This is a genomic window from Arthrobacter sp. 05L421 (assembly GCF_056397785.1).
The window spans coordinates 1-26,232 of sequence record NZ_JBFTOC010000013.1 but is presented as its reverse complement, the minus strand read 5'-3'; the positions used below and the strand labels follow the sequence as shown (position 1 = coordinate 26,232).

Here is a 26,232-nt window from a genome sequence, read left to right as displayed (position 1 = left end):
CGCGCGTGCACCATCCATTCCTGAGAAAGCGAGTTCATATGTCCTCCACCGCCTCAACCAAACGCGTCGCCATCATCGGCGGCGGCATCCTCGGAGTTTCCACCGCCGTCCACCTGCTCCGCGACGGCGCCTCTGTGGTCCTCCTGACCGAGCGCGGCCTGGCCAGCGAGGCCAGCGGCCGATCACTGTCGTGGCTGAATTCCGCCGGGGAACGCTCCACCCCGTACCACCAGCTCCGGGTTGCCGGCGTAGACCGCTACCGCACCCTCTTTGCCGCCGACCCGGACCGGGACTGGCTGCAGTTCGGCGGCGGCCTCATGTGGAACGCCGCCGGAGAAGCCTCCGCCACCGAAGCCCGCCATGCCTACGAGAAATCCATCGGTTACGACTCCAAGCTCCTGGCGCCGGAACTGATTGCCTCCGCCACCCCCGGCATCGATCCGGACGCCGTGCCGGAGAACGCCATCTTCAACCCCGGTGAGGGCTGGGTCAGCCTGCCCGATCTCGTGGATTTCCTCATGGAGGAATTCGACGCCCTGGGCGGCGAACTGGTCCTCAACGCCGGCAAGGTGTCCGTTACGGTCGACGGCGGCCGGGCCACCGGCGTCGAGACGGCCGCCGGCGAAACCTATGGGGCGGACGCTGTACTGGTGGCGTGCGGCGCGGCAACGCCCGCCGTCGTCGCGCCCCTCGGCGTCGAGATCCCCAACGGTTCCCCGGTCTCCATGCTGGTGCTGACCAAACCCGTGGACCACGGGCTGAAGGCCGTGCTGAACACCCCGCGGGCCGCCGTCCGGCCCAACCCCGGGAACAGACTTGCCCTGGATCACGACTGGTACGAGGAGAGCATCACCGAACACGCCGACGGCTCCTTCAGCATCCCCGATGATGTGGTCCAGGAGCTCGCCGATGAAGCATCCAAGCTCCTTGCCGGCAACCCCGACCTCAAACCGGCCTCCTGGAAGATCGGCTACAAGCCCATCCCGGGCGACGGCGAGCCGGTCCTCGGAGAACTCGGCCAGGTGCCCGGCTGCTTCGTTGCCTTCACACACTCGGGCGCCACGCTTGGACTCATCGCGGGCGAACTCCTCGCGGGCGAGATCATGACTGGCGCCAAGCACCCGATGCTGGCCACATTCCGGCCGGGGCGCTTCTCGTAGGCAGAGCCAAATTAGCCTTCGGGGCAGGCGGGACCGGTGATCACCGGCCCCGCCTGCCCCGACTTTTTGGCTCTGGCAGTGTCCTGTACCTACTCCGGCGCCGTCGGCGCAGCCTCCGGGGCCAGGTCCATGGTTGTCAGGCGCAGCCAGAGCCAGAGCCGCTGCTGCGGGTCGTCGAGGTCGAGGTCAAAATCCTTGGCCAGGCGTCCCACCCGGTAGCGGACGGTGTTGTTGTGCACGTGGAGTCGTGCGGCCATCGCGGAGATATTTCCGTTCGACGTCAGGTAGGCCCGCAGGGTCTCCAGATAGTCGGTCTGCTGCTCGGCGTCGTGGGCCTGGATCCTGGCGATGTCGTCGAGATCCGCTAGCCCGTTGTCGTCGATGAAGGACCCGACTTTCAAGAGGTTCAGCGGGATTCGGTGGTCCTCGAAAAGCCCGGCGGCAGAGCCCCCAGTCTCTGCCGGCACCGCCGTGTGCCGGTGGAGCAGATATTGCTGCGTTTGCAAAGCTTCAGCCCTGGATCGAGGGAGGTCCTCCAGCCGGGGTGCGATGCCGCCGACGGCGGCAATGATCGGATAGGAGCTGATTGTGTGCGCGTACGCCCCGATCTCACTGGCTACGCGCCGGTGCGCGGCCCTGGGGCTGCGTCCCCCGCAGGGCAGAAGGGCGTAGACCACCGAGCCAATGAGGGCGGTGTGGCTCGTCTTGAACTGGATGTTGCAAACCGTTGTGACAAGGTGCAGCAGCCGGTGAATTTCACGCACCGACTCCAGGCTCCCGGATTCCGGGCGGTTGATCGAAAAAGCCGCGACCGCGAGCCCCGCGGTGGCATCGAGCCCGAGCTGGGCGGCGGCAAAAGACGCGTGGACGGTGTCGTCCATCAGCGTTCGAATCAAGTCCCCGTTCCGCCGTTCGCCAAAATCGGACGCCGAACGGGCATGGAGCATGTGCAGCCCTGCCAGCGGCGCCATCCTGGTGAGCGCCTCCAGGGCAGCTTCCCGTTTGCTCTCGCCGGGATCGATAATCCAGATCGAGCCAAGCAGCTCACCGCCGGCCCTCACGGCAAGGGCTAGGCGGGCCATCTCATCATCCGCTGCCGGGATCAGCACCGCACTCCCGGACGCATAGACGATCTTGAAATCCGCGTCGAAGGCAGGAGGCGTAATCTCCTGCAGGGAGAGCGTGGTGACGCGGCGCAACTCGTCGATGGGCTGGCCCGGCAGGGTCGAATAGCCAAGCACGCGTCCGAGCGGGTCCACGATGCTTGCTGCGCCGCTGGTGATGGACGCGGCGGCGTTGGCGAAGGCGTAGAGATCCCCCAGCCGGACCCCGGAGACGGAATCCACGGCCGCACCCATGACCGACGCCCGGGCCAGTGCCACCAGCCGCGTCCAATCCGCGTTGTCCGGTGCGACCAGGACGGCGAGGCTGTGGCGGACCGCGGCGGACCGGAGATCGTCCAGGGACGCCCCGTGCGCCTTGACGATCACTGCGGCCGCGTTGCTGTTGGACGCCCGGTGCAGCAGCTGGTCAAAGTCCGGCGAGTCACACCTGAGTCCGACGGCCAGGATGATCCGGTCCTCGATGCTGGTCCATTCGTCCATCGGGTCATACATGAGCACGTCCGAGACGGCATGCGCGAGGTTGTCCGGCGCGGGATTGGCATGCACCAGATCGGCCTGCATCAGCTGGATGCAGTCCGACAACCGCACCGCTGCAGCGTTCTGGCCGAGCTCAATACCGGCCTGTTCCCCTGCATCCATGTGTGGACGATATCACAGGTCAAAATCGATTCTTTTGGAGGAATCAACATGTAGGCGGGGTGAGATCTTCGTCACCATTGAGGGACGCAGTTGACCGAAGATTCCACGCAGGACATCCACGCAAGACACAGAAGGACGCGAAATGAGAATCAAAGACATCAAGTCACTGGCTGCAGTTCAAGGGCCGGCCCGGACGGTGGCGGAGCGGCTGCAGCGGCGGTGCTACAGCGTTGAGGACATGCGGAAATTGGCCGCCAAGCGCCTTCCCGGCAGCGTGTTCGACTACATCGAGGGCGGCGGGGAGGACGAGGTCTCCCTGCGGCGCAACCGGGTGTCCTTTGATGACTGGGCCTTCCTCCCGAAGTGGGGATCGGTGGAGCACCTGGACCTCAGCTCCACTCTCCTGGGCGGCGCGGTCGCTATGCCGCTGACCCTGTCCCCAACCGGCGGCACCAGGTTGTTCCACCCTGACGGCGAAACGGCGGTGGCCCGCGCGGCCTTTGGGGCTGGCGTTCCCTACGGGCTGGCACACCTGAGCACCACCACCATGGAGCATGTCAGCGCCGCCGCCCCGGGGCTGCGGCGGTGGTTCAACCTCGAGCCGACGGCCGACAAAGGCCTCCTGCAGGCTGTCCTGGACCGGGTCTCGAACGCCGGGTACGAGGCGCTTGTGGTCAATGTCGACTGCCGCGCCATCGGCCACCGGGAACGCGACTACCGCAACGGGTTCACCGCGCCGCCGTCCATCAAGCCCAAAACCGTCATCGAAGGGGCGCTGCACCCCCGCTGGGCCCTAGGCTTCCTTGCCAACGACGCGATCGCCTTCCCGAACCTGGACGCGGAAATCCCCGAAGGCCCGCTCTCCAGCACCCCCGACATGTGGCGGACGCTCCTGGCGGGATCCTACGAACCGACGGACTGGGACGACATCCGGGACCTGAGGGAGCGGTGGAATGGTTCCATCATTCTTAAAGGCCTGGTCAACCCCAGGGACGCCGTCCTGGCAGCCGAGATCGGCATCGACGCCATCCAGATCAGCAACCACGGCGGCAGGCAACTGGACCACATGGCCTCGGCCCTGGACGTACTGCCCGAAATCGTCGAGGCGACGGCCGGACGGGTTGAAATCATCGTCGACGGCGGCATCCGCCGCGGCTCCGACGTCGTCAAGGCCCTTGCCCTCGGCGCCGACGCCTGCTCGATCGGCCGCCCCTACCTGTACGGGCTTGCTGCCGCTGGCCAGGCAGGCGTTGCCCATGTCCTGAAGCTGCTGGCGGCGGAAATGACGCGCACCATGATGCTGCTCGGAGTGTCCACCATCCAGGAGCTGCGCGACGAGGGCCGGGACCTGATCCGCCACCGCAGCGAGGCTTTCGCCCGCACTCTTCCCACCGATATTCCCTCTGCCCAACATCCCCCGGCCCAGCTGGCCTACTCCGATCTGAGGACCCCCTGATGACAACCCGCACAGCACCCGCTCCCGCGAAGCGCATTCACCGCGGCATCCCCGCCGTCATGGCCATTGCGGCGCTCCTGCTCGCAGCCACCGCGTGCGCGCCAAGCACCGCCGCCTCACAGTCGACACCGTCGACGCCGTCGGGCGACTCCGGCGGGAACGGCACCGGGGTCCCTGCCCTCGCGGTCAACGATGCCGCGGCCGCGTTGCTCCCGGAACCGATCAAATCCACGAAGGTCCTGCGCGTTGCCATTCCCACCAACGAGCCGCCGACACAGTTCTACCGTGAGGGAACCCAGGACATGACCGGGACCAACCCGGACATCGCCCGCCTCCTCGGCCAGGCCCTGGGCGTGAAGGTGGAGATCCAGGTGGCCAATTTCGACTCCATCATCCCGGGGATGGCCGCGGGCCGGTACGACATGACCGTCTCCTCCATGACTCCCACGGAAAAGCGGATGGAGGTCCTGGACTTCGTCGACTACATGCAAATGGGCAACTCCATTGCCGTGGCCCAGGGGAACCCGCACGGGATCACCGATCAACACGCCCTGTGCGGGAAGAAGGTCGGCCTCCTGACCGGGTCCTACCAGCTCACGGTCAACGTCCCCGACTACGACAAAGCCTGCGCCGCGGGCGGTAAGGAAACGATTCAGAGAAGCGAGTTCCAGGACACGCGGCAGGCCATCTCGGCCCTGTCCAGCGGGCGGCTGGACGCCGTGCTGGCGGATTCACCGATTCTGAACTTCGCTGCGACGCAGAATCCCCAGATCGAGATCGCCTCAAAATATGACTTCACGCCGGTCGGTGTGGGCATTCCCAAGGACTCAGGCCTGGTGAAATCCGTCTCCACCGCACTCTCCGAAGTCATCAAGAGTGACTCCTACCTCAAGGTCCTCGGGAAGTACGGCCTTGAATCCAGCGCCATCACCGACGCCCGCGTCAATTTCGCCCAATAGGAGGTGACGATCATGCAGCAACAACACGCCCTCCCGGACACCCGCCAGGACACGCCGGCGGCGCCGGGCGACTCCATCCCGGTGGTGCCGCTCAGGCACCCGCTCCGGCTGGCGTCCGCCGTCGTCCTCATCCTGGTCGCGCTCAGCGCCGCGTGGGACGTGGCGGTGAACCGGCGGTACCACTGGGACGTCGTCGTCTCCTATCTCTTCGCCCCGCAGGTCATCGCCGGGGCCGGGCTGACCGTCCTCCTGACCGTGGTGTCCATGAGTGTCGGCATCGCGTTGGGCACGGTGCTGGCGGTCATGCGGCTCTCGGCCAACCCGATCGTGAGCACCATCAGCCGGGGCTACATCTGGTTCTTCCGGGGCACGCCCCTGCTGGTGCAGCTGATCTTTTGGTACAACATTGCCGCCCTGTATCCGGTGATCGCCTTCGGCCTTCCGCTCGGCGGCCCGTCCCTGGTCCTGGGATCGGCCAATGTGCTCATCACCCCGCTGGGCGCCGCGCTGCTGGGGCTTTCCCTGAACGAGGCAGCGTACATGGCCGAGATTATCCGCGGCGGCATCGGCTCGGTGGACAAGGGCCAGTACGACGCCGCCCGGGGCCTGGGGATGAATGGCAGCCAGCTCATGCGCCGGGTCATCCTTCCCCAGGCGATGCGAGTGGTCCTCCCGCCGACCGGCAACCAGGTCATTTCCATGCTCAAGGGCACGGCACTGGTCAGCGTCCTGGCGATCTCGGACCTGCTGTACTCGGCCCAGATCATCTACTCCAACAACTACCAAACCATCCCGCTGCTTATCGTCGCCAGCCTCTGGTACCTGCTGATGACAACCATCCTCAGCTTCTTCCAAACCAAACTCGAACGGCGCTATGGCCGCGGCTTCGACGCAGCGCCGCGACGGAACTTCCGTTCAAAGACCCGATCAACGACCCGTTCAAAGACAAGGACAATACGATGAACACCGCCATGGTGGAAGCCCAGGGCGTCCGCAAGAGCTTCGGCTCCACGGAAATCCTCAGGGGCATTGATCTCAGGGTCGAACGCGGCTCGGTGACCTGCCTGATCGGCCCTTCCGGTTCCGGAAAGACGACCTTCCTGCGGTGCATCAACCACCTGGAAAAGGTCGACGCCGGACGCCTGTACGTGGACGAACAGCTGGTCGGCTACGCCGAGCGCAACGGACGGCTCTACGAAATGAAAGAGCGGCAGACGGCACGCTCGCGACGGACCGCAGGAATGGTGTTCCAGCGCTTCAACCTGTTCCCGCACATGACCGTGCTGGAGAACATCGTGGAAGCGCCCGTTCATGTCCTGGGCCGGCCCCGGAGCGAAGTCACCGCCGAAGCTCAGACCCTGCTGGAACGCGTCGGACTCGGCAACAGGGGACACTCCTACCCCCAGGAGCTCTCCGGCGGGCAGCAACAGCGGATCGCGATTGCGCGCGCGCTGGCCATGAAACCGCGGCTCATGCTCTTCGACGAACCAACATCGGCCCTCGATCCGGAGCTCGTGGGCGAGGTGCTCGACGTCATGAAGTCCCTGGCCGAGGCGGGGATGACCATGGTGGTGGTGACGCACGAACTCGGCTTTGCCCGCCAGGTCAGCGATCAGGTTGTCTTCATGGACCAGGGAGTCGTGGTCGAAAGCGGGGCCCCGGCCGAGGTCCTGGGCAACCCGCAACACGAACGCACACAGGCCTTTCTCTCAAAGGTCCTCTAGAACAATAGCCACCGAACATCAACCACCCCGGCCGGCCAGCAGGCCGGCCGCCTGAAAGGACACAGCTCATGCCGCGACAGCAGATCAGCACCGACCTCGCACCCAGCCCGGCCGGGCCCTATTCCCAGGCCATCGCCGCCAACGGGTTCCTCTACACCGCCGGCCAGACGCCGCACCACCCGGACACCGGCGAAACCGTCGGCACCACCATTGAAGAACAGACCGGGCAGACCATGAAGAACCTGGCCGCCGTCCTTGGCGGGCACGGCCTGGACTTTTCCCACGTGGTCAAGGCAACCGTGCATCTGCACCACCCGGGACGGGACTTTGACGGGTTCAACGCAGTGTACGCAGAGTTCATGGAGGCGCCCTACCCTGCGCGAACCACGGTGGGATCGTTCCTGGGGGACTTCCTGGTCGAGATCGACGTGGTCGCGGCCATGCCCTAACGGCTTCCGGGACTCGCTGAGGAGTGATCGCTCGGCCACGGCCGGGAGTTTCCGTAGAACGGTGGATTCGCGGTTCAACGGACACTCCCGGCGCTTGTGCGCGCATTCAGCGGGCTGCCACCGGGGTCAGTGGGTGGGACTGGGGGAGGGGCTGGGCGAGGTTGGACTGGAAGAGGACGGACTGGTCCCGGGCGTGCCCGGCGAAGCTGTGCTCCCGCGTGTGGCGGATGGGGAGCCGGGCGCGGCGGGCATGTAGGACTGATATTCGGGCAGCGTGGAGTCGAGGACCGGGAGTTGCACATCGGCCGAAGTGCCGGTGGCGTCTTCGCTGACGCGGACCGTGACCATGGAGCCCGGGGGGCCCGCCGTGGGGTCCAGCATCATGGCCGGCGGTTGGGCCAGCGAGGTGTACGCGTTGGCCTTGACCGGAATCGATACCTTCGGCCCTGAACCGCCTGCTATGGTGACGGTCGCGTCCGTTGAGGATGTGTTGAATACGGTTCCGATGATCCGTCCGGGCTGGTCCGCTCCGTGGGAGAGGATGAGCATGTCCGCCAGCTTCACCGCGCCGACCACCGTGCTGATCCCGTTGGTCGCCGGTGTGATCTTCGCGGTTTCTGCTGGGTTGTCGTAGGAGCATCCGGTCCCGGTCAGGAGAACCGCCCCCAACGTGAGAGCGGCGGCCGCGTACCTTATCCCTGCCAGCAAGGTCGTAGTTGCCACAGCCGGCTCCTCTCGGCAGAACGTTGACTGGATACCCCCGATTATGGGCCGGGCGGGCGCCGAAATCGAGAGACTGTGTGTATGAAGGTGGGAGCAGGAAACCCTTGACGCGCGGGCGGCCGCAGGAGCATATTTAACCCATCAGTTAATTAGCGGGAATGTTAAATATGAAGGGCGCGCACACCAGATGCCAACCGATCGGCTCAGCCTCATCTTCTCGGCGCTCGCCGACCCTACCCGCAGGGCCATCCTGGCCCGACTGGCGGAGGGTGAGGCCACCGTGAATGAGCTGGCCGAGCCCTTCGACATCAGCCTCCCCGCGGTCTCCCGCCACCTCAAGGTGCTGGAAGCCGCCGGGCTGATCACCCGGAGCCGGAATGCGCAGTGGCGCTCCTCGAAGCTCGAGGCCGCACCGCTGCGAGAGGTTGCCGAATATATGGAAGAGTACAGGCGCTTCTGGGATGCCAGCTTCAGTCGTCTCGACGCGCATTTGCGGAAGATCCAGCAAGTTCCCAAGAATCAGGAGCCAGGCAATGAACACGCAGCAGAACACCCATGAGTCCCACATCCTCACCATGACCAGGGAGTTCGAGGCTCCCCGCGAACTGGTCTTCGACGCATTTACCGATCCGGACCAGCTCGCCGCCTGGTTCGGCCCCGTAGGGGTGGACTCGCCCCGGGACCGGATCGTGGTGGAGCCCCGTGTCGGAGGCGCGTGGCGGCTGGTCATGGTCTGGGAGGAAGCCGGCGCCGCCAAGGAGGGACCAATCGACGCCGTGATCTCCGTCTACGACCCGCCGTCGCTCCTGGTGGCCACCCAGCGGGCGGAGCCCGACGCCGGCATCCCCGCCCGGATCGAAATGCGGCTGGAGTTCGAGGACCTGGGCGGCAGGACCCGGCTGCATCTCACCCAGGGCCCGTTCGGCAGCGCCGAATTTATGGACATGACGCGCGAGGGCTGGGGCACCTCGTTCACCAAGCTGGACAAGGTGCTGGCCTAGACCCAGCGCGCCAGCGAGCGCCGGGGCGACTCCCGTCAGACCGCGGATGACACCCACAGGAGGGTTTATTTACTGATTTGAGGATCAGAGTGCCCATATTTTCCGCAAATAGGAGATTATGGAGTCATGCCGAAAATTCGCGTATCAGAAGCAGCACGCTTTCTCGGGGTCAGCGACGACACCGTCCGGCGCTGGACCGAGAACGGGATTCTCACCCCGGTGAAGGACGACTCCGGGCGGCTGGCCGTGGACGGTCTGGAACTCGCCCACCTCGCCCGCGACCAGGCCCAGCTTCCCGAGGACCCCACCCGCGTGGGGTCCTCGGCCCGCAACCGGTTCGTCGGCCTGGTCACGGGCATCACCGCGGACAAAGTCATGGCCCAGGTTGAGTTGCAGTGCGGGCCCTTCCGGGTTGTGTCCCTGATGAGCAGCGAAGCCGTCCGGGAACTGGGCCTGGAGCTCGGATCTGTCGCCACCGCCGTGGTCAAGGCCACCACCGTCATTATCGAAACGCCCCACGGAAAGAGCATCATATGAGCATCCCCCGCAAGCGCGTTACTGCCCTGCTGGTTGCCGGCGCCCTGACCGCGGCCCTGGCCGGCTGCGCATCCGGCACCCCCGCAGTCACCGGAAACAGCTCCGCCGCGGCCAGCGCGTCCGCGACCCCGGCACTCACAGGCGCGGTGACCGTCTTCGCGGCGGCTTCGCTGAAATCGACCTTCACCAAGCTGGCCAGTGACTTCGAGGCCAAGAACCCCGGCACCAAAGTCACGCTGAATTTTGCAGGGTCCTCGGACCTGGTCACGCAGATCACTCAGGGCGCCCCGGCGGATGTCTTCGCCTCCGCCGACGCCAAGAACATGACCAAGCTGACCGACGCGAAACTGACCGACGGCGCCCCGGTCAACTTCGCCACGAACGTCCTGGAGATCGCGGTCCCGCCGTCCAACCCGGCGTCGATCAGTGCCTTCGCCGATCTCGCCAGGCCGGGTGTGAAGGTGGTGGTCTGCGCACCCCAGGTTCCCTGCGGTGCCGCGACCGAGAAGGTCGAAAAAGCCACCGGTACCACCCTGGCGCCGGTCAGCGAGGAATCCTCCGTCACCGATGTCTTGGGAAAGGTCACCTCCGGTGAGGCCGACGCCGGTCTGGTCTACGTCACGGACGTCAAGACCGCCGGCGACAAGGTCAAAGGCATTCCTTTCCCCGAGTCGGACCAGGCTGTGAACACCAACCCGATCGCCACCGTCGGCACGAGCAAGAACAAGGAACTGGCCGCCGCCTTTATCGCCACGGTCACCGGCAGCGAGGGCCAGAATGTCCTGAGCGACGCCGGCTTCGGCGCCCCGTAGAGGGCCGCATGAACCGACGCAGCGGCACCGGGTACACCGGCATCCCGCCATGGATTTACGCCATCGCGGCGGCAGGGGCAGTCTTCGTCCTGCTGCCGCTGGTGGCCATGGTGGCCAAGGTCAACTGGCCGCAGTTCATCCCGCTGATTACCTCCGAATCTTCACTGACGGCGCTCGGCCTGAGCCTGCGAACGTCGGCAGCGAGCACCGCCGCCTGCATCGTCCTCGGTGTGCCGCTGGCACTCGTCCTTGCCCGGAGCCCGTTCCCGGGTCAGCGGCTGCTGAGGGCCTTCGTCCTGTTGCCCCTGGTCCTGCCTCCCGTGGTGGGCGGCATCGCCCTGCTCTACACCTTCGGACGCCAGGGATTCCTGGGCAGAAGCCTCGAACTGGCCGGCATCCAGATCGCCTTCTCCACCACCGCCGTCGTCCTCGCCCAGACCTTCGTCGCCCTGCCGTTCCTGGTGGTCAGCCTCGAAGGCGCGCTGCGCACGGCGGGCAACAAATACGAAGCGATCGCCGCCACCCTCGGGGCCCGCCCGAGCACCGTGCTGCGCCGCGTGACCGTCCCGCTCGTGCTGCCCGGCCTGGCCTCCGGCGCCGTGCTGTCCTTCGCCCGCAGCCTGGGTGAATTCGGTGCCACGCTGACCTTCGCCGGCAGCCTGCAGGGCGTCACCCGCACCCTCCCGCTGGAGATCTATTTGCAACGCGAAACCGACGCCGACGCCGCCGTCGCGCTCTCCCTCCTGCTGGTCGCCGTGGCGGTGGCCGTCGTCGGGCTCTCCTACCGGCGCCCGCGGGTCGAAGCAGCACCGGAAGGGGCGTTCCGGTGACCTTTGAGCTGGACGCAACGCTCGCGGCGCGGGGCCTCGAGGTCTCCCTCAGCCTGGGGCCGGCCGAGACCATCGCCATCCTCGGCCCGAACGGTGCCGGGAAATCGACCCTGCTCTCGATCATCTCCGGACTGCTGCGCCCCGATGCGGGCAAGGCCGTGCTGGGCGGCAGGGTCCTGTTCGACCTCGCGGCGGACAAGAACATTTGGCGGGCGCCGCACACCAGGGGCACGGCGCTCCTGGCCCAGGAGGCCCTACTCTTCCCCCACCTCAGCGCCCTGGACAACGTCGCGTTCGGGCCCCGCAGCGCCGGCGCGTCCAGCAGCGCGGCCCGCAAAACGGCCATGCACTGGCTCACCGAGGTCGATGCCAGGGATCTCGCCTCGCGGCGTCCCGGACAGCTCTCCGGCGGTCAGGCCCAGCGCGTGGCCGTGGCCCGTGCCCTCGCCGCCGACCCCGAGCTGCTGCTGCTGGACGAACCCATGGCCGCCCTCGACATCCATGCGGCCCCGCTGCTCCGCCGGCTCCTCAAACGCGTCCTCGCCGGCCGCAGGGCCATCATCATCACCCACGACATCCTGGACGCCCTGATGCTGGCGGACCGGGTGATCGTCCTCGAGGACGGCCGGATCAGCGAGGCAGGACCCACCCGCGAGGTCCTCGAGAGGCCGCGCAGCCGGTTCGCCGCGGGCCTCGCCGGGCTGAACCTGGTGGCCGGCAAGGTCAGTGACGCCGGCGTCACCACCGCCGAGGGGATGGTGGTCGCGGGCCACCACGACGGCTCCGTCGGTCCCGGGCAGGACGGCGTGGCGGTCTTTCCGCCCTCGGCCGTATCCGTGTTCCTCACCGAAGAGTACGGCAGCCCACGGAACTCATTCCCAGTGAAAATCACGGATCTCGAGCCGCACGGGGACCAGATCCGCGTCCATGCCGCTGGCCTCTCCGCCGACATCACCCCGGCCGCGTCCGCCGACCTCGGCCTGACTCCCGGCATGACCGTCTACTTCGTCATCAAGGCCGCCGCCATCGCCATCTACCCGGCGTAAGAGGGGTCTGGGCCGTTGCGGCCGCGGCCGGGGAGCAGGCGCAAGCGCGCGCCGGGAGCGGCGCGGTGGGTATCGCGGCGGCGGGAGGGCTTACCGACGTTTCAGTCCGCGGAGTAGTCTCGGTGCCGGGCGCTGCCGGCGCTGACCGATTCTGGGAGAAGCCGATTCTGGCAGAAGGGAAAGCTATGACTGGAAAGTATGTAGCGACGTCGACCATCACCATCGAGGCGCCCGCAGGACGGGTGTGGTCCGTGCTCACCGACCCTGCCGCCATCAAGGAGTTCATGTTCGGCACCGATGTCGTGACCGATTGGACCGTCGGCGGACCCATCGCCTGGCGCGGCGTTTGGGACGGCAGGGCGTACGAGGACACGGGCACTGTCCTGGAGTTCGAACCCGGCCGGAGGCTGGTCGTCACGCACTTCAGCCCGCTGACCGGCCAGGAGGATGTGCCTGAGAACTACCACACGCTCACGTGGACGCTCGAGGAGCAGCCAGGCGCCACAGAATTCACGCTCTCGCAGGACAACAATGCAAGTGCCGAGGAGGCCGAGCACTCGAAGGGCATGTGGGACGGCCTGGTGAAGAGTGTGAAAGCAATCGCCGAACGGCAATAGTCAGAGCGGGAACAATCAGGGAAGGAATAGCCAAGGCTGGAATAGCCCGGGCGGGAGTAGCAGTTCGGGCGCCGGTGACTGTGCTGCTCGTCCGGGCTGCGGCGGAGCCTGTCGGTCACAGCAGCGGGTGTGGGTTAGGGCAGCCGCGACGGGCGCAGCAGGGTGGGGATGCCTGCCTGTCCCGGGTCGAGCGGCACGGGGCTCACCAGTACGGCCGGCCCGCGGCTCAGCATGCCGCTCGAAAGCGGCTGGCAGCGCACGCCTCCCCGCCCGCGCATGGCGGCGTGCGCGCCCGGGACCAGCATCCGGTCCATCCAGGCGCAGGGATGGGCAGGCCGTCCGGCCCGGAGCCGGACCACGTCTCCCCTTGATTCGAGCGCGAACTCATGGCCGAGCAGGGGAGCGAGGTGCGCACCCCTAAGGACAACATTGCGCCGCGTCAGGAGGGGGTCGAAGGGCGCGGCCCCCAGCTCCTCGGCCATCGCTTCAAGGGCCTCGATCGAGAGTAGGGTGACGGCGGCGTCCATGTGGGCGGCCTTGCCGAAGAACCGGTCGCCGGCGATTCCCTTGCCGGCCACCAGCTCCACCCGGTCCGCGTCTGTGGTGGGGACATGGGCTGCACCATCGCGTGCGCGGCCGAAGTAGGCGTGCGCCGGCGACACGAGGAGGTGCAGGACCTCGACGTCGTACCTGTAGCTTGCCGTCATGCCCTAAAACTATCCTTCATCGACGGCCCCGGGCACCTCGATGGTCGTGGCGGCGGCGGTGCGCGAGGGCGACGGCGGGGTGGCGGTGGGGCCGAGGGCGTGGCGCGGCGGCGTCCGGCGCTCTCCTCGAAGTCGCCGGAACCCTGCGGGTTCGCCGGAAACTTCCGGCGAGCCCGCGACTTTCCGGCGAACTCGGCGGTGGCGGCGTGGCGAACTCGGCCGTGGGTTCTGGCGCAGGGGAGGGGCGTGGCCGTGAGCGCGGTGCCGCGGCGGCGGCCATGCCGGCTTAGGGCACGAGCACGATCTTCCCTTTCGCCGCAGTGCTCCCCAGCAGCTCATGGGCGCGACGAATCTCGGAAAGCGGCAGACGCTCGGCCACCACCGGGTGAATCTCGCCCCTACGGAGCATCTCAAGCAGCGCGAGGAAGTCCGCCTGGAACCAGTCCTGGTGATGGATGCGCAATTTCTGGATCCGGTAGGACACCACCTTGCGGCGTGGTGACAGCCAGCCCCAGAGGGCGACGGTCCCGGTGGCCGCGTACCAGGCGATCACCCCCGGCCAGTTCTTGCGCCCCTGCGCGATGGTGGCGTAGCGACCGAACACGACGAGCCGTCCGCCGGGCCGGAGTGCGCGGAAGGAGCGCAGCGACAACGGGCCGCCGATTCCGTCGAGGGCGATATCCACGCCGTCGCCGGTGAGCCCGCGGACACGGGTCAGGAAGTCCTCATTCTGATAGTCGATCGCAACGGCGCCCAGCCGCTCCACCGCGGCGCGATCCCGTCCCGAGGCGGTCCCGTAGAGGCGGAGGCCGGCCAGCGCTCCGAGCTCGAGGACCGCGGTGCCCACTCGGCCGGCCGCGCCGTGAACCAGAACGCTCTCCCCGGGCTTGGCCTTCGCCGTGCGGTGAAGCAGCTGGTAGGCGGTCATGTAGGCGAACACGAGGCTTACGACCTCGGCCGGGTCGAGGTCCTCCGGCACCGCGACGGCGTACACCTCAGGTACGCAGACACGCTCTGCATTGGCGCCCCACACTGTCAGCGCACCGATGCGGTCTCCCACTCGCACCCGCAGGCAACCGGGCCCGAGCTCATCAACGATGCCGACGAGCTCGTAGCCGGGCGTGAAAGGCGGCTTCGGCCCGCCGAGATACGTGCCGGCGCGCAACTGTGTATCGGTGAACGAGACACCCGAAGCCAGAACCCTGACGCGGACTTCGCCCGGTCCTGGTCGTGGATCGTCAACCTCCACCACGTTCAGGACTTCGGGGCCGCCGAAGCGGTCGATATCCACACGCTTCATGGGCTCACTCTACGCTCGGCGCAAAGTCGGCACATCGGCTCCATGCCGCGCAGTATCTGGGCCTGTCTGGCACCTCGACCGTCTCAGGGTGGTGTGCGCGGCGGCTGCAGCGAGCGAAGTCGCCGGACACGGGCGGGTTCGCCGGAAACTTCCGGCGAGCCCGCGACTTTTCGGCGAACTCGGCGAGCCCGCGACTTTCCGGCGAACTCGGCGGGCGCAGTGTGGCGACTTTGCCGGCGCAGCGGACCTCAAGACACCCATTGACACCCCCGAACGGCCGGACTATTCTACAACCAAATGGTTGTAGATCAGCTCAAAGCCCGTCTTAGCGACGAAGAACTTGACCGCCTGTTTCAGGCGCTCGCCGATACAACCCGCCGGGACATCGTGCGGCGCGTGACTGTCGGCGAGTACTCGGTCTCGGGGCTCGCTGCCCTTTACACCATGAGTTTCGCGGCCGTCCAGAAGCATGTGGCGGTGCTGGAACGCGCTTCCCTTGTCTCCAAGGAGAGGCGGGGAAGGGAGCAGATTGTGCGGGCCAACCACGACGGACTGCAGCGTGCCCGCCGGCTGCTCGATGAGTACGAGGTCATCTGGCGGCAACGGGCCGACCGGATCGCAGAACTTCTCGCCGAAACAGCCACCACCACAGAACCTGACAAAACAAACAAGGAAACCAGGAACACGCAAAACAATAAAGCCGAAGGATAGGAAGGGTTCGTCATGACGGTTATCAGTTCAGTCAAGAATCTTGAGGCGCTGAGCCTCACCGTGGTCACCGAGTTCGACGCCGGAGTCGGGCGCGTCTGGCAGATCTGGGAAGACCCGCGCCTGCTCGAGCGCTGGTGGGGGCCTCCCACATGGCCGGCCACCTTCGAGAAGCACGAGTTTGTCCCCGGCGGCGCGGCCAGCTACTTCATGACGGGGCCCGAGGGGGAGAAGGCCCGGGGCTGGTGGCGGTTCACGGCCATTGACGCGCCGCACCGCCTGGAGTTCGACGACGGCTTCGCGGATGACAACGGCGATCCCGTGGCGGACATGGGCACCATCCACGGTGTGGTGACGCTGGAACCAGTCGGCGACCGCACCCGTATGACCATCCTGTCCACGTTCGAGGCGGAGGAACAGATGGAAAAGATTGTCGCCATGGGCATGGAAGAGGGCATGAAGGAGGCGCTGGGCCAGGTCGACGCGATCCTCGCCGAGTCCGTCAACGCCTGACCTGCGCCTCTTGCGGACGACGGCGGGAATCTGCCGCCGTCGTTCGCAAAGCCCCTGTTCAGCCCGGCCCGCGCGGCGGTACCATGCCCTGTGGCATTCACGCACGGTTACGCGGCGAACGGCGACCTCCGCATGTACTACGAGGTCCATGGCCACGCGCTGGCCGACCAGCCCCCGCTGCTCCTGATCCCCGGCGGAGGCTCCACCATCGAGACCAGCTTCGCCGGGCTCATCCCGGCGCTGCTGGCCGAGAGCCGCCAGGTGATCGCCGTCGACGAGGAAGGCCACGGCCGGACCGCGGCCACCGGCCGGCCGCTCACCGCAGAAGACTCGGCCGAGGACGTCAAAGCCGTAGTCGATGAGCTCAACGTAAAGTCCGTGGATGTGCTCGGGTTCAGCGCTGGCGGCCACACCGCGCTGGCGTTGGCCATGCGGCATCCGGCGCACGTGCGGTGCCTCATCACCGCTTCCACCTTCGTTAGCCGCGACGCTGTGGCCGACGAGTTCTGGGAGGGGATGGCGAAGGCCACCCTCGATGACATGCCGGAGGCGTACAAGGACGCCGACCGCCAGCTCAACCCGGAGCCCGGGCACCTCGAGCGAATGTTCGAACTGGACCGCCAGCGGATCCTGGCCTTCCCCGGCTGGCCGGACGAGGACCTGCGCCGCATCACGGCCCGCACCCTGGTGCTGAGCGCAGACCGCGACGTCGTCAGTGCGGAACACGCCGTGCGCATGTCCCAAGTCATTCCGGGGGCCCGCCTGATGATCGTGCCCGGCAGCCACGGCGACTACCTGGGCGAGCTGGCCGCCAGCGGCGGCGACCTGCGGGCCATGCGGACTACCGTTCCGTACCTGCTGCGGTTCCTGGAGGACTAGTTCCTGGAAGACTAGTCGGCAGCTGGGACCGTGCCGGCGTCGAAGTCTATTCCGGGGTGGAGGGTCCAGTGCTGCCGGTGCAGCCGCTCAAAGCCCTCCAGGAGCAGGTCGAGGGCGAATTCGAACTCGAACTGGTCATCGCACCCCTTTCCCACCGCGGAGTCCGTGTGCGCGGAAGCGGTGGCGACCTTCAGGATGTTCGGATACCGCTCAGCCATCTCCTGGAACATGGCGGCCTGCGCCTCGGGCGGAAGAACTGCCGGCGCCTCGGCGCCCCGGCGGGGGGAGTCGTCGAACAGCTCCTGGGTGAACCCCCACATGCGGCTGCCGAGGGCATGCATGACGTGGTGGGTCAGGTCCACGGAGAAACCGCCGGCCAGGAACATGCCGATGAACGAGTCCATGTAGCCAAGGACCGCCGGCGTCTGGTTGGTGCGCGACTCCAATACCTGCCGGCCCCACGGGTGCATCAGGAGTGCCCGCCGCGCCGAGAGCACCCGCAGGCGCACGGCATTCTTCCAGCCCGCATCGCGGACGGGGGGATCGATCTCGCTGACAAGGGCGTCCACCATGCCGTCGAGGAGTTCCTCCTTGTTGGCCACGTGCTTGTAGAGCGCCATCGGCACGACGCCGAGTTCCTGCGCCAGCCGGCGCATGCTCAGCGCCTCGATCCCCACCTCATCGGCCAGCGCGACGGCGGCCGCCAGGACGCGGTCGCGGCTCAACGGGATCCGGCGCGTGCGCTCCGCTTGCTGGGTCATCCGGCCACCTCTCTGTAATAGTTTCCCTATTGACAAGTGTACGGCGTACACCTAACGTGAGCGCATTAGGTGTACGCCGTACACCACGGCCCACGTATTGCCGCCGTCAGCCCTTCCCAGCCAAGGACCGCCGTGACCACTCAAGCCAGCAGCGCCCCCGCGCCCCGTGTCCGCCGCCGCCCGCAGTGGCTCGTACCCGCCGGATTGATCCTTCTCAGCCTCATCCCGGTGATCGCGGGCGCGGCGCGGCTGACGGAACTGACCGGGGGCGCCGTCGTCACGGCCCAGAACGCCCGGTTCTTCGCCTCGCCCGTCCCCGTGGTAACGCACATTGTCAGCGTTACCGTCTACAGCCTGCTCGGGGCGTTCCAATTCCTCCCCGCACTGCGCGGCCGCCGCGGCTGGCACCGCGTGGCCGGCCGCATCCTGGCTCCGGCGGGCCTGCTGGCCGCCCTGTCCGGTTTGTGGATGACGCTCTTTTATCCGCTGCCGCCCGGCGACGGGCCCGCGCTCTTCGTCCTGCGGCTGGTCTTCGGCTCAGCCATGGCGGCGAGCATCGTCCTGGGCGTCGCAGCGATTGTGCGCCGGGACTTTGTGCAGCACGGCGCGTGGATGACCCGGGGCTACGCGATCGGCGTCGCCGCGGGAACGCAGGCGCTGACGGGTCTGCCGTGGATCCTGCTGGTGGGGCCGCCCGACGAGCCGACCCGGGCAGTGCTCCTGGGGGCGGCTTGGGTGATCAACGTTGCGGTGGCCGAGCACGTCATCCGCCGCCGCGCCAGGCGGTCTGTGCGCGTGCCGCGGCCTTCCGGGCGGACGGCCGCGGCGGGGGCTGTCACGCCGGGCTAGGATGCGGCCGTCGAAGTCGCCCGCGCTCGCCCCCGCCGTCGAAGTCGCCGGAAGCGCGCGGGCTCGCCGGAATCGTCCGGCGAAGTGGAGAGTCTCCAGCGAATTCGGGCCTGGGCGGGAGGGGCGAGACGGGAGGGGCGAGACGGGCGGGCAGCGCGGGCGGACTGCACCGGCGCGCCACGAAGCCGCCCGGTGCCGCGCCGCTAGACTCACGCGCATGACAATTGTTGACGATCAGGGCCGCCCGGAACCTCCCCTTGCAGCCGACGAAACCGCGACCCTCCTGGGCTTCCTGGACTTTCAGCGGGCCACGCTGGCGTGGAAGTGCGCCGGACTGGACGACGCCGGGTTCGGGGCCACTGCCGCTGCCTCATCGATGACGCTGGGCGGGCTGCTGAAGCACATGGCCTATGTGGAGGACGGATGGTTTTCCCATTCCCTGCATGCGCGGGACCGGGAGGCCCCGTTCGACACCGTGGATTGGAAGGCTGACCCGGACTGGGAGTGGCATTCGGCCGCCGGGGACACCCCGGACCAGCTGCGCACCCTCTGGCAGGACGCCGTGGATCGGTCCCGGATCCGCGTCGCGGAAGCCCTCGCCGGCGGCGGCCTGGACCAGTTGGCCAGGCGCCCGTGGCAGGACGGTTCAGCACCGAGCCTGCGCTGGATCCTGTGCCACATGATCGAGGAGTATGCCCGGCACAACGGCCACGCCGACCTCCTCCGCGAGGCCCTAGACGGCGAGACGGGGGAATAGACGGCGAGACGGGGGAATAGACGGCGAGACGGGGGAATAGACGGCGAGACGGGGGAGTAGCGGCGATAGGAGCCGAGGCCGAGATTTCCCTAACGGCGGACGACGACGGCGGGAGGCTCCCGCCGTCGTCGTCCTTCTGCAATCTCGAGGCGGATCTAGTAGGCCTTGACCCGCTGTTCGACGACGAGGTGGACGAGGGCGAACACGCCGTCCTGGTCGATGGCGGCCAACGCCGTCTCCAGGGCCGCCGGCACGTCCTGGTCCTCGGTGACCGTGATGCCAAAACCGCCAAAGGCCCGGGCCATCATGCCGAAATCGGGGTTCTTCAGCTGCGTCCCCGACACCCGGGACGGGTAGTGCCGTTCCTGGTGGGTGCGGATGGTGCCGTACTCCTGGTTGTCCATCACGATGATCAGCGGTGTGGCTCCGTACTGGGCGGCCGTGGCCAGCTCTTGGCCGTTCATGAGGAATTCGCCGTCGCCGGCGATGGTGACCACGCGCCGCTCCGGACTGGCCAGCGAGGCAGCGATGGCCGACGGCACGGAGTACCCCATGGAGCCGTTCCGGGCGCTGATCATCGAGGCGTAGCGCCGGGTGGGGAAGTACCGGTGCGCCCAGTTGGTGTGCTCGCCTGCCCCGAACGTCACCATGGCGTCCTCCGGCAGCAGCGGCACGAGGTTCGCCATCAGGGTGTCCATCTTCGCGGGCCCGTCGCCGGGTGCCGATGGCGGCAGGCCGGCGAAGGACTGCTGCTCGGCGCGCATCCGGGCCGTCCACGCCTTCCACTCCTCCTTGACGGGTAGGTCGATGTTGACCAGATCGCGGACGAAGGCCTCCGGCTTGGCCAGAATCTGGCGGGACACCGGGCCGGAACGGCCACGCAGCGAGGGATCGATGGTGACCAGGAAGTTCTTCTTGTTCCAGTCCTGCCTGCAGACAAAGCCGTCCGTGATCACGTCCCCCGGGACCGTCCCGACGAAAACGAGCAGGTCCGTTTCCTCCAAGAGATCGTACGTGGGGCGGGGCCTGCCGTAGCCAATCGGCCCCACATAACTGGGGGAGTCGAAGGAGACTGTACCCTGCGTGCGCCATTCCGCCGCGGCCGGAATGTGGTGCTTCTCGAGCCACCGGGTGAGCTCCCCCGCTGATTCCTGCGTCCAGTCGTTTCCGCCGGTAACAAACAGCGGCTTCTTGGCCTGTGCCAGGGCTTCGGCGAGGGCGCCGGCATCCGTGCTGCTCATCCCGCCCCCGGCCACCGGGATGGGCGGGTGCAGGGCCTGATCAATCTGTGCGCGGATGATGTCCTCCGGCAGGCCCACCACCACCGGCCCGGGACGGCCGCTCATGGCCGCGAACATGGCCTCCGCGACAATCTCGGAGGCCCGCTCGGGGTGGTCAAGGACCATCACGCGTTTGGCGCCCGTGTCGAACCACGCCTTGATATCGAACTCCTGGAACGCCTCCCGGTCCCGGTGCGCGAACGGAATCAGCCCGACAAAAAGCAGCATCGGGGTGGAGTCCTGCCATGCGGTGTGCAGGCCCACATGGGCGTTCGCTGCCCCGGGTCCGCGGGTGACCATGGCGACGCCGGGGCGCTGGTTCATCTTGCCGTCGGCCTCGGCCATGTAAGCGGCGCCGCCCTCGTGCCGGCAGACCACGGTCTCGATCTCAGAGCCGTGCAGCCCGTCGAGGACGTCCAGGAAGCTTTCCCCCGGGACAACAAAGGTGCGTTCAACCCCGTGCGCCACGAGGGAATCAACAATCACGTGGCCGGCGGACTTGAGGGTGCTGCTCCCGTTGAGGTTGTCCAGGATGGCCCCTGAGACCGTCTGTAGGGGTTTGATGGTGTCGCCTTCAACTGGGTGCGTCTCGGTTGCGGTCATGGTGGGTGCAGACTCCGTTTTCATCACTACTTGTCTTCTTGTGTTGGCTTGGCGGGCATGGCATGTCCACTGAATTCAGCGGAGCGGTTGGTGGTGCCTAATCTGTTTCCGGTCCGGTACAGAAGAAGCAGCCGTCTTCGCAACTATCGTTCGACGCCGGCGGCTTGCCTTTGTCTGTGGCTGGAGCGTGGCGCTCCTGCAGAGTGCTAGGTCGGTCGGGACTCAGCGAGTTTCGCGGCTTCATGGAGGCTTTCAGGTTTGTATGTCGGGTTGTGGGACCGGTCAGCATCGGGATGTTCGATTAGCGGATTGGAGTCCGGTTGGCCAGCACGGGCGCGGCGCCCGTGAAGCCGTCGCGGATTTCGGCGATGTCGTGGATCTGTTTCCGACAGGCGTACCAGCCGCCAACCATCAGCGCGCAGGCCACCAGCGTCACCAGCAGCGTGAGCGGGGAGTCGATGAAGACCATGACGAGCACGCCGAGCAGGAACACCAGGGAGAGGTATCCGGTGTAGGGGGCGCCGAACATCCGGAAAGAGGGGCGGTCAAGCCAGCCTTTGTCCGCCCACCGTTTGAGCTGGATCTGGCAGAGCACGATGGTGGCCCAGGTGACGACGATGCCCACGGAGGCGACGTTCAGGACGATCTCGAACGCCTGGCCGGGGACCAGGTAGTTCAGCGGGACCCCGAGGAGGGAGACGCCGGCGGTGATGGCGATGCCGCCATAGGGGACGCCGGCCTTGTTCATCCGCTGGGCGAACTTCGGGGCCGATCCGGCCACGGACATGGAGCGCAGGATGCGGCCGGTGGAGTACAGGCCGGCGTTCAGCGAGGACAATGCGGCCGTGAGGACCACGAGGTTCATGATGACGTCCACGCCCTGGATGCCGAGAGAGCCGAAGAACGTCACGAACGGGCTGACGCCTTTTTCGTACGAGGTGTACGGCAGCAGCAGTGCAAGAAGGATGACGGAGCCGACGTAGAAGACGGCGATGCGGAAGACCACGGAGTTGATGGCCTTTGGCATGATCCTTTCGGGGTTTTCGGTTTCGCCGGCGGCGGTGCCGATTAGTTCGATCGAGGCGTAGGCGAACAGCACGCCCTGCATGAGGATGATCATTGGCAGCAGGCCGTTGGGGAAGATGCCGCCGTTGTCGGTGATGAGACTGAAGCCGACTTCCTGGCCGTCCATGGGGGTGCCGAACATGACGAAGTAGCTGCCGACCAGCAGGAACGCGACGAGGGCTGCGACCTTGATCAGGGCGAACCAGAACTCGAGTTCGCCGAACACCTTGACGGAGACGAGGTTCAGGCAGAGGACCACGATGAGGGCGATCAGCGCCCATGCCCACTGCGGTACGGCCCCCATCCAGGGGACGTATTTGCCGAAGAAGTTCATGTAGAGGGCCGCGGCGGTGATGTCCACGATGGTGGTGGTGGCCCAGTTGATCCAATAGAACCAGCCGGAGATGAATGCGGCTTTCTCTCCGTAGAATTCACGGGCGTAGGACACGAAGGATCCTGATGAGGGCCGGTGCAGCACCAGTTCTCCCAGCGCGCGCAGAATCAGGAACGCGAAGAAACCGCAGATGGCGTAGGCGATGACCAGTGACGGGCCGGCTGCGTTGAGCCGGCCGCCGGCGCCCAGGAACAGGCCGGTTCCGATGGCACCGCCGATCGCGATCATCTTGATCTGCCGGGGCTTCAGGCTCTTGTGGTACCCCGAGTCCTCCGCGTGGATCGAGGCATCCGAAGCGTGGGCGTGGCCACCATCGGTCTGGTACAAGCCAACCTCGTCATTGGGGTTGTTGGACATGGGTGTTCCTTTCGATCTGTGAGATCTAAATGTGGTTCTGGTGGGAGATTGTGGGGACAGCCAGGGGTCAGATCAGAAGATCGACCACCCGGTGCGGTCGGACAGGTCAGCAAGAGCCGCCGTGCCTGCCAGGGAGTTCCCTTTGGAATCCAGCCGCGGGCTCCAGACGCAGATGGCGCACACGCCGGGGACGATCGCCAGGATGCCGCCGCCCACACCGCTTTTGCCTGGAAGTCCCACGCGGTAGGCAAACTCGCCGGCTGCGTCATACATGCCGCAGGTCAGCATGATGGAGCCGATGCGCTTGGCCTCGCTCCTGGAGATCACCGCGCCTTGCACTCCTCGACCATCCTGCGCGAGGAAAAGGCCCGCCTTGGCCACCTCCACGCAGGTCATCATGATTGAGCACTGCCTGACGTAGTTTTCGACCACTGCCTGCGCGGGCCGCCGCAGGTTGCCGAATTCCTTCAGGAAGTGGGCGAGTGCCAGGTTGCGGCTGCTGCTGGAGAGTTCGCTCCTTGCGGCTATTTCATCGATGAAAGGACCCGGCTGACCCACCTGGCCGGTGAGGAAGCGCAGGACCTGAGCGGCGGCGTCTGGAGATCTTTCCATCAGGTGGTCGGTGACCACCAAGGCGCCGGAGTTGATGAAGGGGTTCCGTGGGATCCCGTGCTCGACTTCAAGCTGGACCAGGGAGTTGAAGGACGTCCCTGACGGCTCGCGCAGGACCCTGGACCACAACGAATTGGAGTCATCGGCGCTGAGGGCCATCGCCAGGGTGAAGACCTTGGAGATGCTCTGGATGGAGAACGGAAGATCGGCGTCGCCGGAACTGAATACTTGCCCGGACGTCGTGGCAACCGCGATGCCGAAACGGTCAAAAGGCGGGGACTGCAGGTGCGGAATATTTGCGGGAACTGACCCCGCTTCCGTCCGGGGGCGGTGGCTGCGGACAATGTCATCGAGTACCAGGCCGAGGGGCGGCGAATCAAGTGCTGTCATCATTTCTTGTCCTGGTGCTCCTTCTGCGGGCTGGCCCATTCCTGCACATGAAGCAGCGCGACCAGTGAATGGCGGGGATTGCCGAGGTCCAGCCCGGTGATCCGGCTGACCTTGCCGATCCGGTAATAGACGGTGTTCTTATGCAGCTGCATCCGCTTCGCGCACTCGGCCACGTCCAACGACGCTTCGAAGAAGGCGCGCAGGGTTTCGGCCAGTTCCGCGTCGTCCCGGAGCAGGGCCCAGAGGCTGCGGTGCCGGAAGGCCGCCGACGCAAAGTTTTCCACGGCGTCGTGGAAGAGGATGTCGGCTTCGAAGTCGTCCACCGTGGCCACCAGGGCTTCGCCGGAGCGGCGCATGCAGCCCAGCAGCGCTTCGCATATTCCGGTTACGGAATGGATCGAGAGCAGGTCGGGGACAGTGGGTCCGACGGCGGCAAAGGGGCTGATGCCGAGGTGCTTGGTGGCGTCCTTGACGATTGCCTCGGCCAGGCTCCGCAGCCCGGCCCCGGCGTTGGCGGACTGGAGTCCGGGAAGGATCACTGCGGTGTCGCCGTGAAACTGTCCCACGATGGCTGAGGGCTTGTAGGCGGCCGCATGGATCGAAGCGAGGTTGGCCAGCTCACCATGTTTGAGCGCGGCGTCGTCCTCCTGGGCTTGAGACGCCGACAGGCCAATCAGGATCAGTGCCGCGGGACGGTCCGCGGGGATCTTTTCGCTGTGCGCGCTCGCGGCAGCTTCCGCCGGACCCGACAAGAGCCGCGCGATCCGGTCCTCACGCATGTGCACCGACTGCTGGTTGCGGTACCGGATCAGCTCGGCGGAGGCCCGTGCGGCCGAGCCCGTGAGCACGTAGTCGACGTCGTCGCCGAAGCCGGCGCCGGTTTCCTGGAGCCAGATGTAGCCCATGATGCGGTCGCCGGCGAACAGGCTGATGGCGACGCGCTCCCGCAGGCCGTCCTGGGGCCGGGCGGGAACCCGGACCGGCAGGCGAGTCCGGTGCAGCTCGCGGTAGGCGCCGAGGTCCTTGAGGAGGAGTTCGTATTTGCGTGGGCCGCGCCGGGCCAGGATTGAGGCTTTGCGCAGCTCGTCTATGGCGTTGGTGACCGTGGAGTATGCCAGGACCTTGTTGGCGGCGTCCTCAATCACCACGTGGCTCGAGGTCAGGCGGGCCGTGGTCTGGGCGATGGCGAAGAGATCTTCTTCCAGCAGGGTCAGCACTTCGCGCTGGTAGCTGGGTGGCTGGATCCGGTCCTTGGCGATGGACAGCAGGCGGTCCCAGTCTGCGGCCGGGTCCACCAACAACAGTCCGGTCCCGGCGGCGCGCAACAGCTCTTCGGCTTCCGCCAGTTCCTCCGGGCTGCCCTTGACGGCCAGGACCAAGGGAGGGTTATTCAGCAGGCGCCGCACTGCCGGCAAGGCGGAGCGTCCGCGAACGCCGATCAGCAGGACAAACGCTGTCCCGCCGTCGGAGGTCTCGTCGTCGGCGTCCACGATCAGAAAGCGCTCGATCGCCGCATCCGTGCGGGATGGCCGAAGTATCAGGCTCGCGAAACCGAGGGGGAGATCCGCGAGGATGTCGTCCACTGTAGCTGCGGCCATGGGCTTCCTTCTTACATCGGCACCCGCCCGGACTGCTCTGTCCGGACACCTCATGCTATCCAGCGGCCATCGCCGAAAGTATGGAAAAGATCCTAAGTTAAGCGGCTTGTTTTAGGGCTGTGGACCAAGGCGCTCGCCGCAGCCCTAGGCGCGCCACTTGGTTCATTGGTTACCTGACGGCCAGCGGCGCCACGTGCACGCTCATGCCCAGTTCGCGGATGCTCTCCTGCATTTGGGACTGCCCCCGGTTTTGTTGACTCCTTGACCTAGCGAGCTTGTGCTCGTGGAAGGATGTTGACCATGCCCACGGCTTATGGGGCGGAGTTCCGCCAGGATGTTATTGATGTGGCCCGCAAGGGCGAAGCGCCGCTGGCGCAGATTG

Annotated in this window: 27 protein-coding genes; 18 read left to right on the top strand and 9 right to left on the bottom strand. The window is 66.7% G+C overall.

From position 1 onward, the window contains the following. The first annotated feature begins 38 nt into the window (after positions 1–38). Positions 39–1,160: an NAD(P)/FAD-dependent oxidoreductase gene (locus tag AC1DKQ_RS15160; protein WP_476885290.1), complete on the top strand. Its 1,122-nt coding sequence runs from the start codon at positions 39–41 to the stop codon at positions 1,158–1,160. 89 nt (positions 1,161–1,249) lie between these two features. On the opposite strand, the gene AC1DKQ_RS15155 is transcribed toward AC1DKQ_RS15160, so the two are convergent. Next, positions 1,250–2,923, bottom strand: a complete 1,674-nt coding sequence (locus tag AC1DKQ_RS15155; RefSeq protein ID WP_476885291.1) for a PucR family transcriptional regulator — start codon at positions 2,921–2,923, stop codon at positions 1,250–1,252. Positions 2,924–3,065: 142 nt separating this feature from the next. On the opposite strand from AC1DKQ_RS15155, the gene AC1DKQ_RS15150 reads away from it, so the two are divergent. The 5 genes from AC1DKQ_RS15150 to AC1DKQ_RS15130 all read left to right on the top strand — a co-directional run bounded on the left by AC1DKQ_RS15150 (position 3,066) and on the right by AC1DKQ_RS15130 (position 7,511). After that, positions 3,066–4,379 carry an alpha-hydroxy acid oxidase gene (locus AC1DKQ_RS15150; protein WP_476885292.1) on the top strand — a complete coding sequence of 438 codons (1,314 nt, stop codon included), beginning with the start codon at positions 3,066–3,068 and terminating at the stop codon, positions 4,377–4,379. Continuing rightward, positions 4,379–5,338, top strand: coding sequence for an ABC transporter substrate-binding protein (locus AC1DKQ_RS15145; RefSeq protein ID WP_476885293.1), 960 nt, complete (start codon positions 4,379–4,381; stop codon positions 5,336–5,338). The genes AC1DKQ_RS15150 and AC1DKQ_RS15145 overlap by 1 nt, the downstream gene beginning before the upstream one ends. A 12-nt stretch (positions 5,339–5,350) precedes the next feature. After that, the gene (locus tag AC1DKQ_RS15140) at positions 5,351–6,301 is read left to right on the top strand and encodes an amino acid ABC transporter permease (RefSeq protein WP_476885294.1); all 951 of its coding nucleotides are present in this window, start codon (positions 5,351–5,353) and stop codon (positions 6,299–6,301) included. Further along, entirely contained in the window at positions 6,298–7,062 is a 765-nt protein-coding gene (locus AC1DKQ_RS15135; protein ID WP_476885295.1) for an amino acid ABC transporter ATP-binding protein, read from the top strand. Before AC1DKQ_RS15140 ends, AC1DKQ_RS15135 begins: the two co-directional genes overlap by 4 nt. Positions 7,063–7,130: 68 nt before the next feature. Further along, entirely contained in the window at positions 7,131–7,511 is a 381-nt protein-coding gene (locus AC1DKQ_RS15130; protein ID WP_476919454.1) for a RidA family protein, read from the top strand. Between the two features lie 126 nt (positions 7,512–7,637). On the opposite strand, the gene AC1DKQ_RS15125 is transcribed toward AC1DKQ_RS15130, so the two are convergent. Next, positions 7,638–8,234 (bottom strand): hypothetical protein, encoded by a 597-nt coding sequence (locus AC1DKQ_RS15125; RefSeq protein ID WP_476919453.1) that lies wholly within the window; start codon positions 8,232–8,234, stop codon positions 7,638–7,640. Positions 8,235–8,421: 187 nt separating this feature from the next. On the opposite strand from AC1DKQ_RS15125, the gene AC1DKQ_RS15120 reads away from it, so the two are divergent. The 7 genes from AC1DKQ_RS15120 to AC1DKQ_RS15090 all read left to right on the top strand — a co-directional run bounded on the left by AC1DKQ_RS15120 (position 8,422) and on the right by AC1DKQ_RS15090 (position 13,077). Beyond that, a complete protein-coding gene (locus AC1DKQ_RS15120; protein ID WP_277527716.1) occupies positions 8,422–8,793 on the top strand; it encodes an ArsR/SmtB family transcription factor in 372 nt (123 codons plus the stop codon). Continuing rightward, the gene (locus AC1DKQ_RS15115; RefSeq protein WP_476885299.1) at positions 8,768–9,235 is read left to right on the top strand and encodes an SRPBCC family protein; all 468 of its coding nucleotides are present in this window, start codon (positions 8,768–8,770) and stop codon (positions 9,233–9,235) included. Before AC1DKQ_RS15120 ends, AC1DKQ_RS15115 begins: the two co-directional genes overlap by 26 nt. 126 nt (positions 9,236–9,361) lie before the next feature. Further along, complete coding sequence (locus AC1DKQ_RS15110) at positions 9,362–9,772, top strand: TOBE domain-containing protein (RefSeq protein ID WP_476885300.1); 411 nt, start codon at positions 9,362–9,364, stop codon at positions 9,770–9,772. Continuing rightward, complete coding sequence (gene modA, locus AC1DKQ_RS15105) at positions 9,769–10,584, top strand: molybdate ABC transporter substrate-binding protein (RefSeq protein ID WP_476885301.1); 816 nt, start codon at positions 9,769–9,771, stop codon at positions 10,582–10,584. Before AC1DKQ_RS15110 ends, modA begins: the two co-directional genes overlap by 4 nt. Before the next feature lie 8 nt (positions 10,585–10,592). After that, a complete protein-coding gene (locus AC1DKQ_RS15100; RefSeq protein WP_476919452.1) occupies positions 10,593–11,414 on the top strand; it encodes an ABC transporter permease in 822 nt (273 codons plus the stop codon). Further along, on the top strand, positions 11,411–12,460 hold the full coding sequence (locus AC1DKQ_RS15095) for a sulfate/molybdate ABC transporter ATP-binding protein (RefSeq protein ID WP_476919451.1): 1,050 nt from the start codon (positions 11,411–11,413) through the stop codon (positions 12,458–12,460). Before AC1DKQ_RS15100 ends, AC1DKQ_RS15095 begins: the two co-directional genes overlap by 4 nt. Before the next feature lie 185 nt (positions 12,461–12,645). Next, on the top strand, positions 12,646–13,077 hold the full coding sequence (locus tag AC1DKQ_RS15090) for an SRPBCC domain-containing protein (protein ID WP_476919450.1): 432 nt from the start codon (positions 12,646–12,648) through the stop codon (positions 13,075–13,077). A 134-nt stretch (positions 13,078–13,211) separates the two neighbouring features. Here AC1DKQ_RS15090 and AC1DKQ_RS15085 read toward each other — a convergent pair whose 3' ends face one another. Then, complete coding sequence (locus AC1DKQ_RS15085; RefSeq protein WP_476919449.1) at positions 13,212–13,784, bottom strand: MOSC domain-containing protein; 573 nt, start codon at positions 13,782–13,784, stop codon at positions 13,212–13,214. Between the two features lie 286 nt (positions 13,785–14,070). After that, positions 14,071–15,084, bottom strand: coding sequence for a medium chain dehydrogenase/reductase family protein (locus tag AC1DKQ_RS15080; RefSeq protein WP_476885306.1), 1,014 nt, complete (start codon positions 15,082–15,084; stop codon positions 14,071–14,073). Between the two features lie 297 nt (positions 15,085–15,381). Here AC1DKQ_RS15080 and AC1DKQ_RS15075 point away from each other — a divergent pair, with 297 nt between their 5' ends. The 3 genes from AC1DKQ_RS15075 to AC1DKQ_RS15065 all read left to right on the top strand — a co-directional run bounded on the left by AC1DKQ_RS15075 (position 15,382) and on the right by AC1DKQ_RS15065 (position 17,184). Then, a complete protein-coding gene (locus tag AC1DKQ_RS15075) occupies positions 15,382–15,795 on the top strand; it encodes an ArsR/SmtB family transcription factor (RefSeq protein WP_476885307.1) in 414 nt (137 codons plus the stop codon). Between the two features lie 12 nt (positions 15,796–15,807). Further along, positions 15,808–16,305 (top strand): SRPBCC family protein, encoded by a 498-nt coding sequence (locus AC1DKQ_RS15070; protein WP_476885308.1) that lies wholly within the window; start codon positions 15,808–15,810, stop codon positions 16,303–16,305. 90 nt (positions 16,306–16,395) lie between these two features. Next, positions 16,396–17,184, top strand: a complete 789-nt coding sequence (locus tag AC1DKQ_RS15065; RefSeq protein ID WP_476885309.1) for an alpha/beta fold hydrolase — start codon at positions 16,396–16,398, stop codon at positions 17,182–17,184. Positions 17,185–17,195: 11 nt separating this feature from the next. On the opposite strand, the gene AC1DKQ_RS15060 is transcribed toward AC1DKQ_RS15065, so the two are convergent. Then, positions 17,196–17,945, bottom strand: coding sequence for a TetR/AcrR family transcriptional regulator C-terminal domain-containing protein (locus AC1DKQ_RS15060; protein ID WP_476885310.1), 750 nt, complete (start codon positions 17,943–17,945; stop codon positions 17,196–17,198). A 132-nt stretch (positions 17,946–18,077) separates the two neighbouring features. On the opposite strand from AC1DKQ_RS15060, the gene AC1DKQ_RS15055 reads away from it, so the two are divergent. Both AC1DKQ_RS15055 and AC1DKQ_RS15050 read left to right on the top strand, forming a co-directional pair. Then, entirely contained in the window at positions 18,078–18,794 is a 717-nt protein-coding gene (locus AC1DKQ_RS15055; RefSeq protein WP_476919448.1) for a DUF2306 domain-containing protein, read from the top strand. Between the two features lie 217 nt (positions 18,795–19,011). Continuing rightward, positions 19,012–19,551 carry a DinB family protein gene (locus tag AC1DKQ_RS15050; protein WP_476885312.1) on the top strand — a complete coding sequence of 180 codons (540 nt, stop codon included), beginning with the start codon at positions 19,012–19,014 and terminating at the stop codon, positions 19,549–19,551. 155 nt (positions 19,552–19,706) lie between these two features. Here AC1DKQ_RS15050 and AC1DKQ_RS15045 read toward each other — a convergent pair whose 3' ends face one another. The 4 genes from AC1DKQ_RS15045 to AC1DKQ_RS15030 all read right to left on the bottom strand — a co-directional run bounded on the left by AC1DKQ_RS15045 (position 19,707) and on the right by AC1DKQ_RS15030 (position 25,850). Next, on the bottom strand, positions 19,707–21,458 hold the full coding sequence (locus AC1DKQ_RS15045; RefSeq protein WP_476919447.1) for a thiamine pyrophosphate-dependent enzyme: 1,752 nt from the start codon (positions 21,456–21,458) through the stop codon (positions 19,707–19,709). 277 nt (positions 21,459–21,735) lie between these two features. Next, the gene (locus AC1DKQ_RS15040; protein WP_476919446.1) at positions 21,736–23,250 is read right to left on the bottom strand and encodes an amino acid permease; all 1,515 of its coding nucleotides are present in this window, start codon (positions 23,248–23,250) and stop codon (positions 21,736–21,738) included. Positions 23,251–23,322: 72 nt separating this feature from the next. Then, positions 23,323–24,255: a glutaminase gene (locus AC1DKQ_RS15035; RefSeq protein ID WP_476919445.1), complete on the bottom strand. Its 933-nt coding sequence runs from the start codon at positions 24,253–24,255 to the stop codon at positions 23,323–23,325. After that, complete coding sequence (locus AC1DKQ_RS15030; protein ID WP_476919444.1) at positions 24,252–25,850, bottom strand: PucR family transcriptional regulator; 1,599 nt, start codon at positions 25,848–25,850, stop codon at positions 24,252–24,254. Before AC1DKQ_RS15030 ends, AC1DKQ_RS15035 begins: the two co-directional genes overlap by 4 nt. Positions 25,851–26,232: the final 382 nt, after the last annotated feature.

What these genes read in the sequence shown, in the direction of transcription:
- AC1DKQ_RS15160 (WP_476885290.1), top strand. Translation starts at nt 39, where the DNA reads ATGTCCTCCACCGCCTCAACCAAACGCGTCGCCATCATCGGCGGCGGC.
- AC1DKQ_RS15155 (WP_476885291.1), bottom strand. Translation starts at nt 2,923, where the DNA reads ATGGATGCAGGGGAACAGGCCGGTATTGAGCTCGGCCAGAACGCTGCA.
- AC1DKQ_RS15150 (WP_476885292.1), top strand. Translation starts at nt 3,066, where the DNA reads ATGAGAATCAAAGACATCAAGTCACTGGCTGCAGTTCAAGGGCCGGCC.
- AC1DKQ_RS15145 (WP_476885293.1), top strand. Translation starts at nt 4,379, where the DNA reads ATGACAACCCGCACAGCACCCGCTCCCGCGAAGCGCATTCACCGCGGC.
- AC1DKQ_RS15140 (WP_476885294.1), top strand. Translation starts at nt 5,351, where the DNA reads ATGCAGCAACAACACGCCCTCCCGGACACCCGCCAGGACACGCCGGCG.
- AC1DKQ_RS15135 (WP_476885295.1), top strand. Translation starts at nt 6,298, where the DNA reads ATGAACACCGCCATGGTGGAAGCCCAGGGCGTCCGCAAGAGCTTCGGC.
- AC1DKQ_RS15130 (WP_476919454.1), top strand. Translation starts at nt 7,131, where the DNA reads ATGCCGCGACAGCAGATCAGCACCGACCTCGCACCCAGCCCGGCCGGG.
- AC1DKQ_RS15120 (WP_277527716.1), top strand. Translation starts at nt 8,422, where the DNA reads ATGCCAACCGATCGGCTCAGCCTCATCTTCTCGGCGCTCGCCGACCCT.
- AC1DKQ_RS15115 (WP_476885299.1), top strand. Translation starts at nt 8,768, where the DNA reads ATGAACACGCAGCAGAACACCCATGAGTCCCACATCCTCACCATGACC.
- AC1DKQ_RS15110 (WP_476885300.1), top strand. Translation starts at nt 9,362, where the DNA reads ATGCCGAAAATTCGCGTATCAGAAGCAGCACGCTTTCTCGGGGTCAGC.
- modA (WP_476885301.1), top strand. Translation starts at nt 9,769, where the DNA reads ATGAGCATCCCCCGCAAGCGCGTTACTGCCCTGCTGGTTGCCGGCGCC.
- AC1DKQ_RS15100 (WP_476919452.1), top strand. Translation starts at nt 10,593, where the DNA reads ATGAACCGACGCAGCGGCACCGGGTACACCGGCATCCCGCCATGGATT.
- AC1DKQ_RS15090 (WP_476919450.1), top strand. Translation starts at nt 12,646, where the DNA reads ATGACTGGAAAGTATGTAGCGACGTCGACCATCACCATCGAGGCGCCC.
- AC1DKQ_RS15085 (WP_476919449.1), bottom strand. Translation starts at nt 13,784, where the DNA reads ATGACGGCAAGCTACAGGTACGACGTCGAGGTCCTGCACCTCCTCGTG.
- AC1DKQ_RS15080 (WP_476885306.1), bottom strand. Translation starts at nt 15,084, where the DNA reads ATGAAGCGTGTGGATATCGACCGCTTCGGCGGCCCCGAAGTCCTGAAC.
- AC1DKQ_RS15075 (WP_476885307.1), top strand. Translation starts at nt 15,382, where the DNA reads ATGGTTGTAGATCAGCTCAAAGCCCGTCTTAGCGACGAAGAACTTGAC.
- AC1DKQ_RS15070 (WP_476885308.1), top strand. Translation starts at nt 15,808, where the DNA reads ATGACGGTTATCAGTTCAGTCAAGAATCTTGAGGCGCTGAGCCTCACC.
- AC1DKQ_RS15060 (WP_476885310.1), bottom strand. Translation starts at nt 17,945, where the DNA reads ATGACCCAGCAAGCGGAGCGCACGCGCCGGATCCCGTTGAGCCGCGAC.
- AC1DKQ_RS15050 (WP_476885312.1), top strand. Translation starts at nt 19,012, where the DNA reads ATGACAATTGTTGACGATCAGGGCCGCCCGGAACCTCCCCTTGCAGCC.
- AC1DKQ_RS15045 (WP_476919447.1), bottom strand. Translation starts at nt 21,458, where the DNA reads ATGAAAACGGAGTCTGCACCCACCATGACCGCAACCGAGACGCACCCA.
- AC1DKQ_RS15040 (WP_476919446.1), bottom strand. Translation starts at nt 23,250, where the DNA reads ATGTCCAACAACCCCAATGACGAGGTTGGCTTGTACCAGACCGATGGT.
- AC1DKQ_RS15035 (WP_476919445.1), bottom strand. Translation starts at nt 24,255, where the DNA reads ATGATGACAGCACTTGATTCGCCGCCCCTCGGCCTGGTACTCGATGAC.
- AC1DKQ_RS15030 (WP_476919444.1), bottom strand. Translation starts at nt 25,850, where the DNA reads ATGGCCGCAGCTACAGTGGACGACATCCTCGCGGATCTCCCCCTCGGT.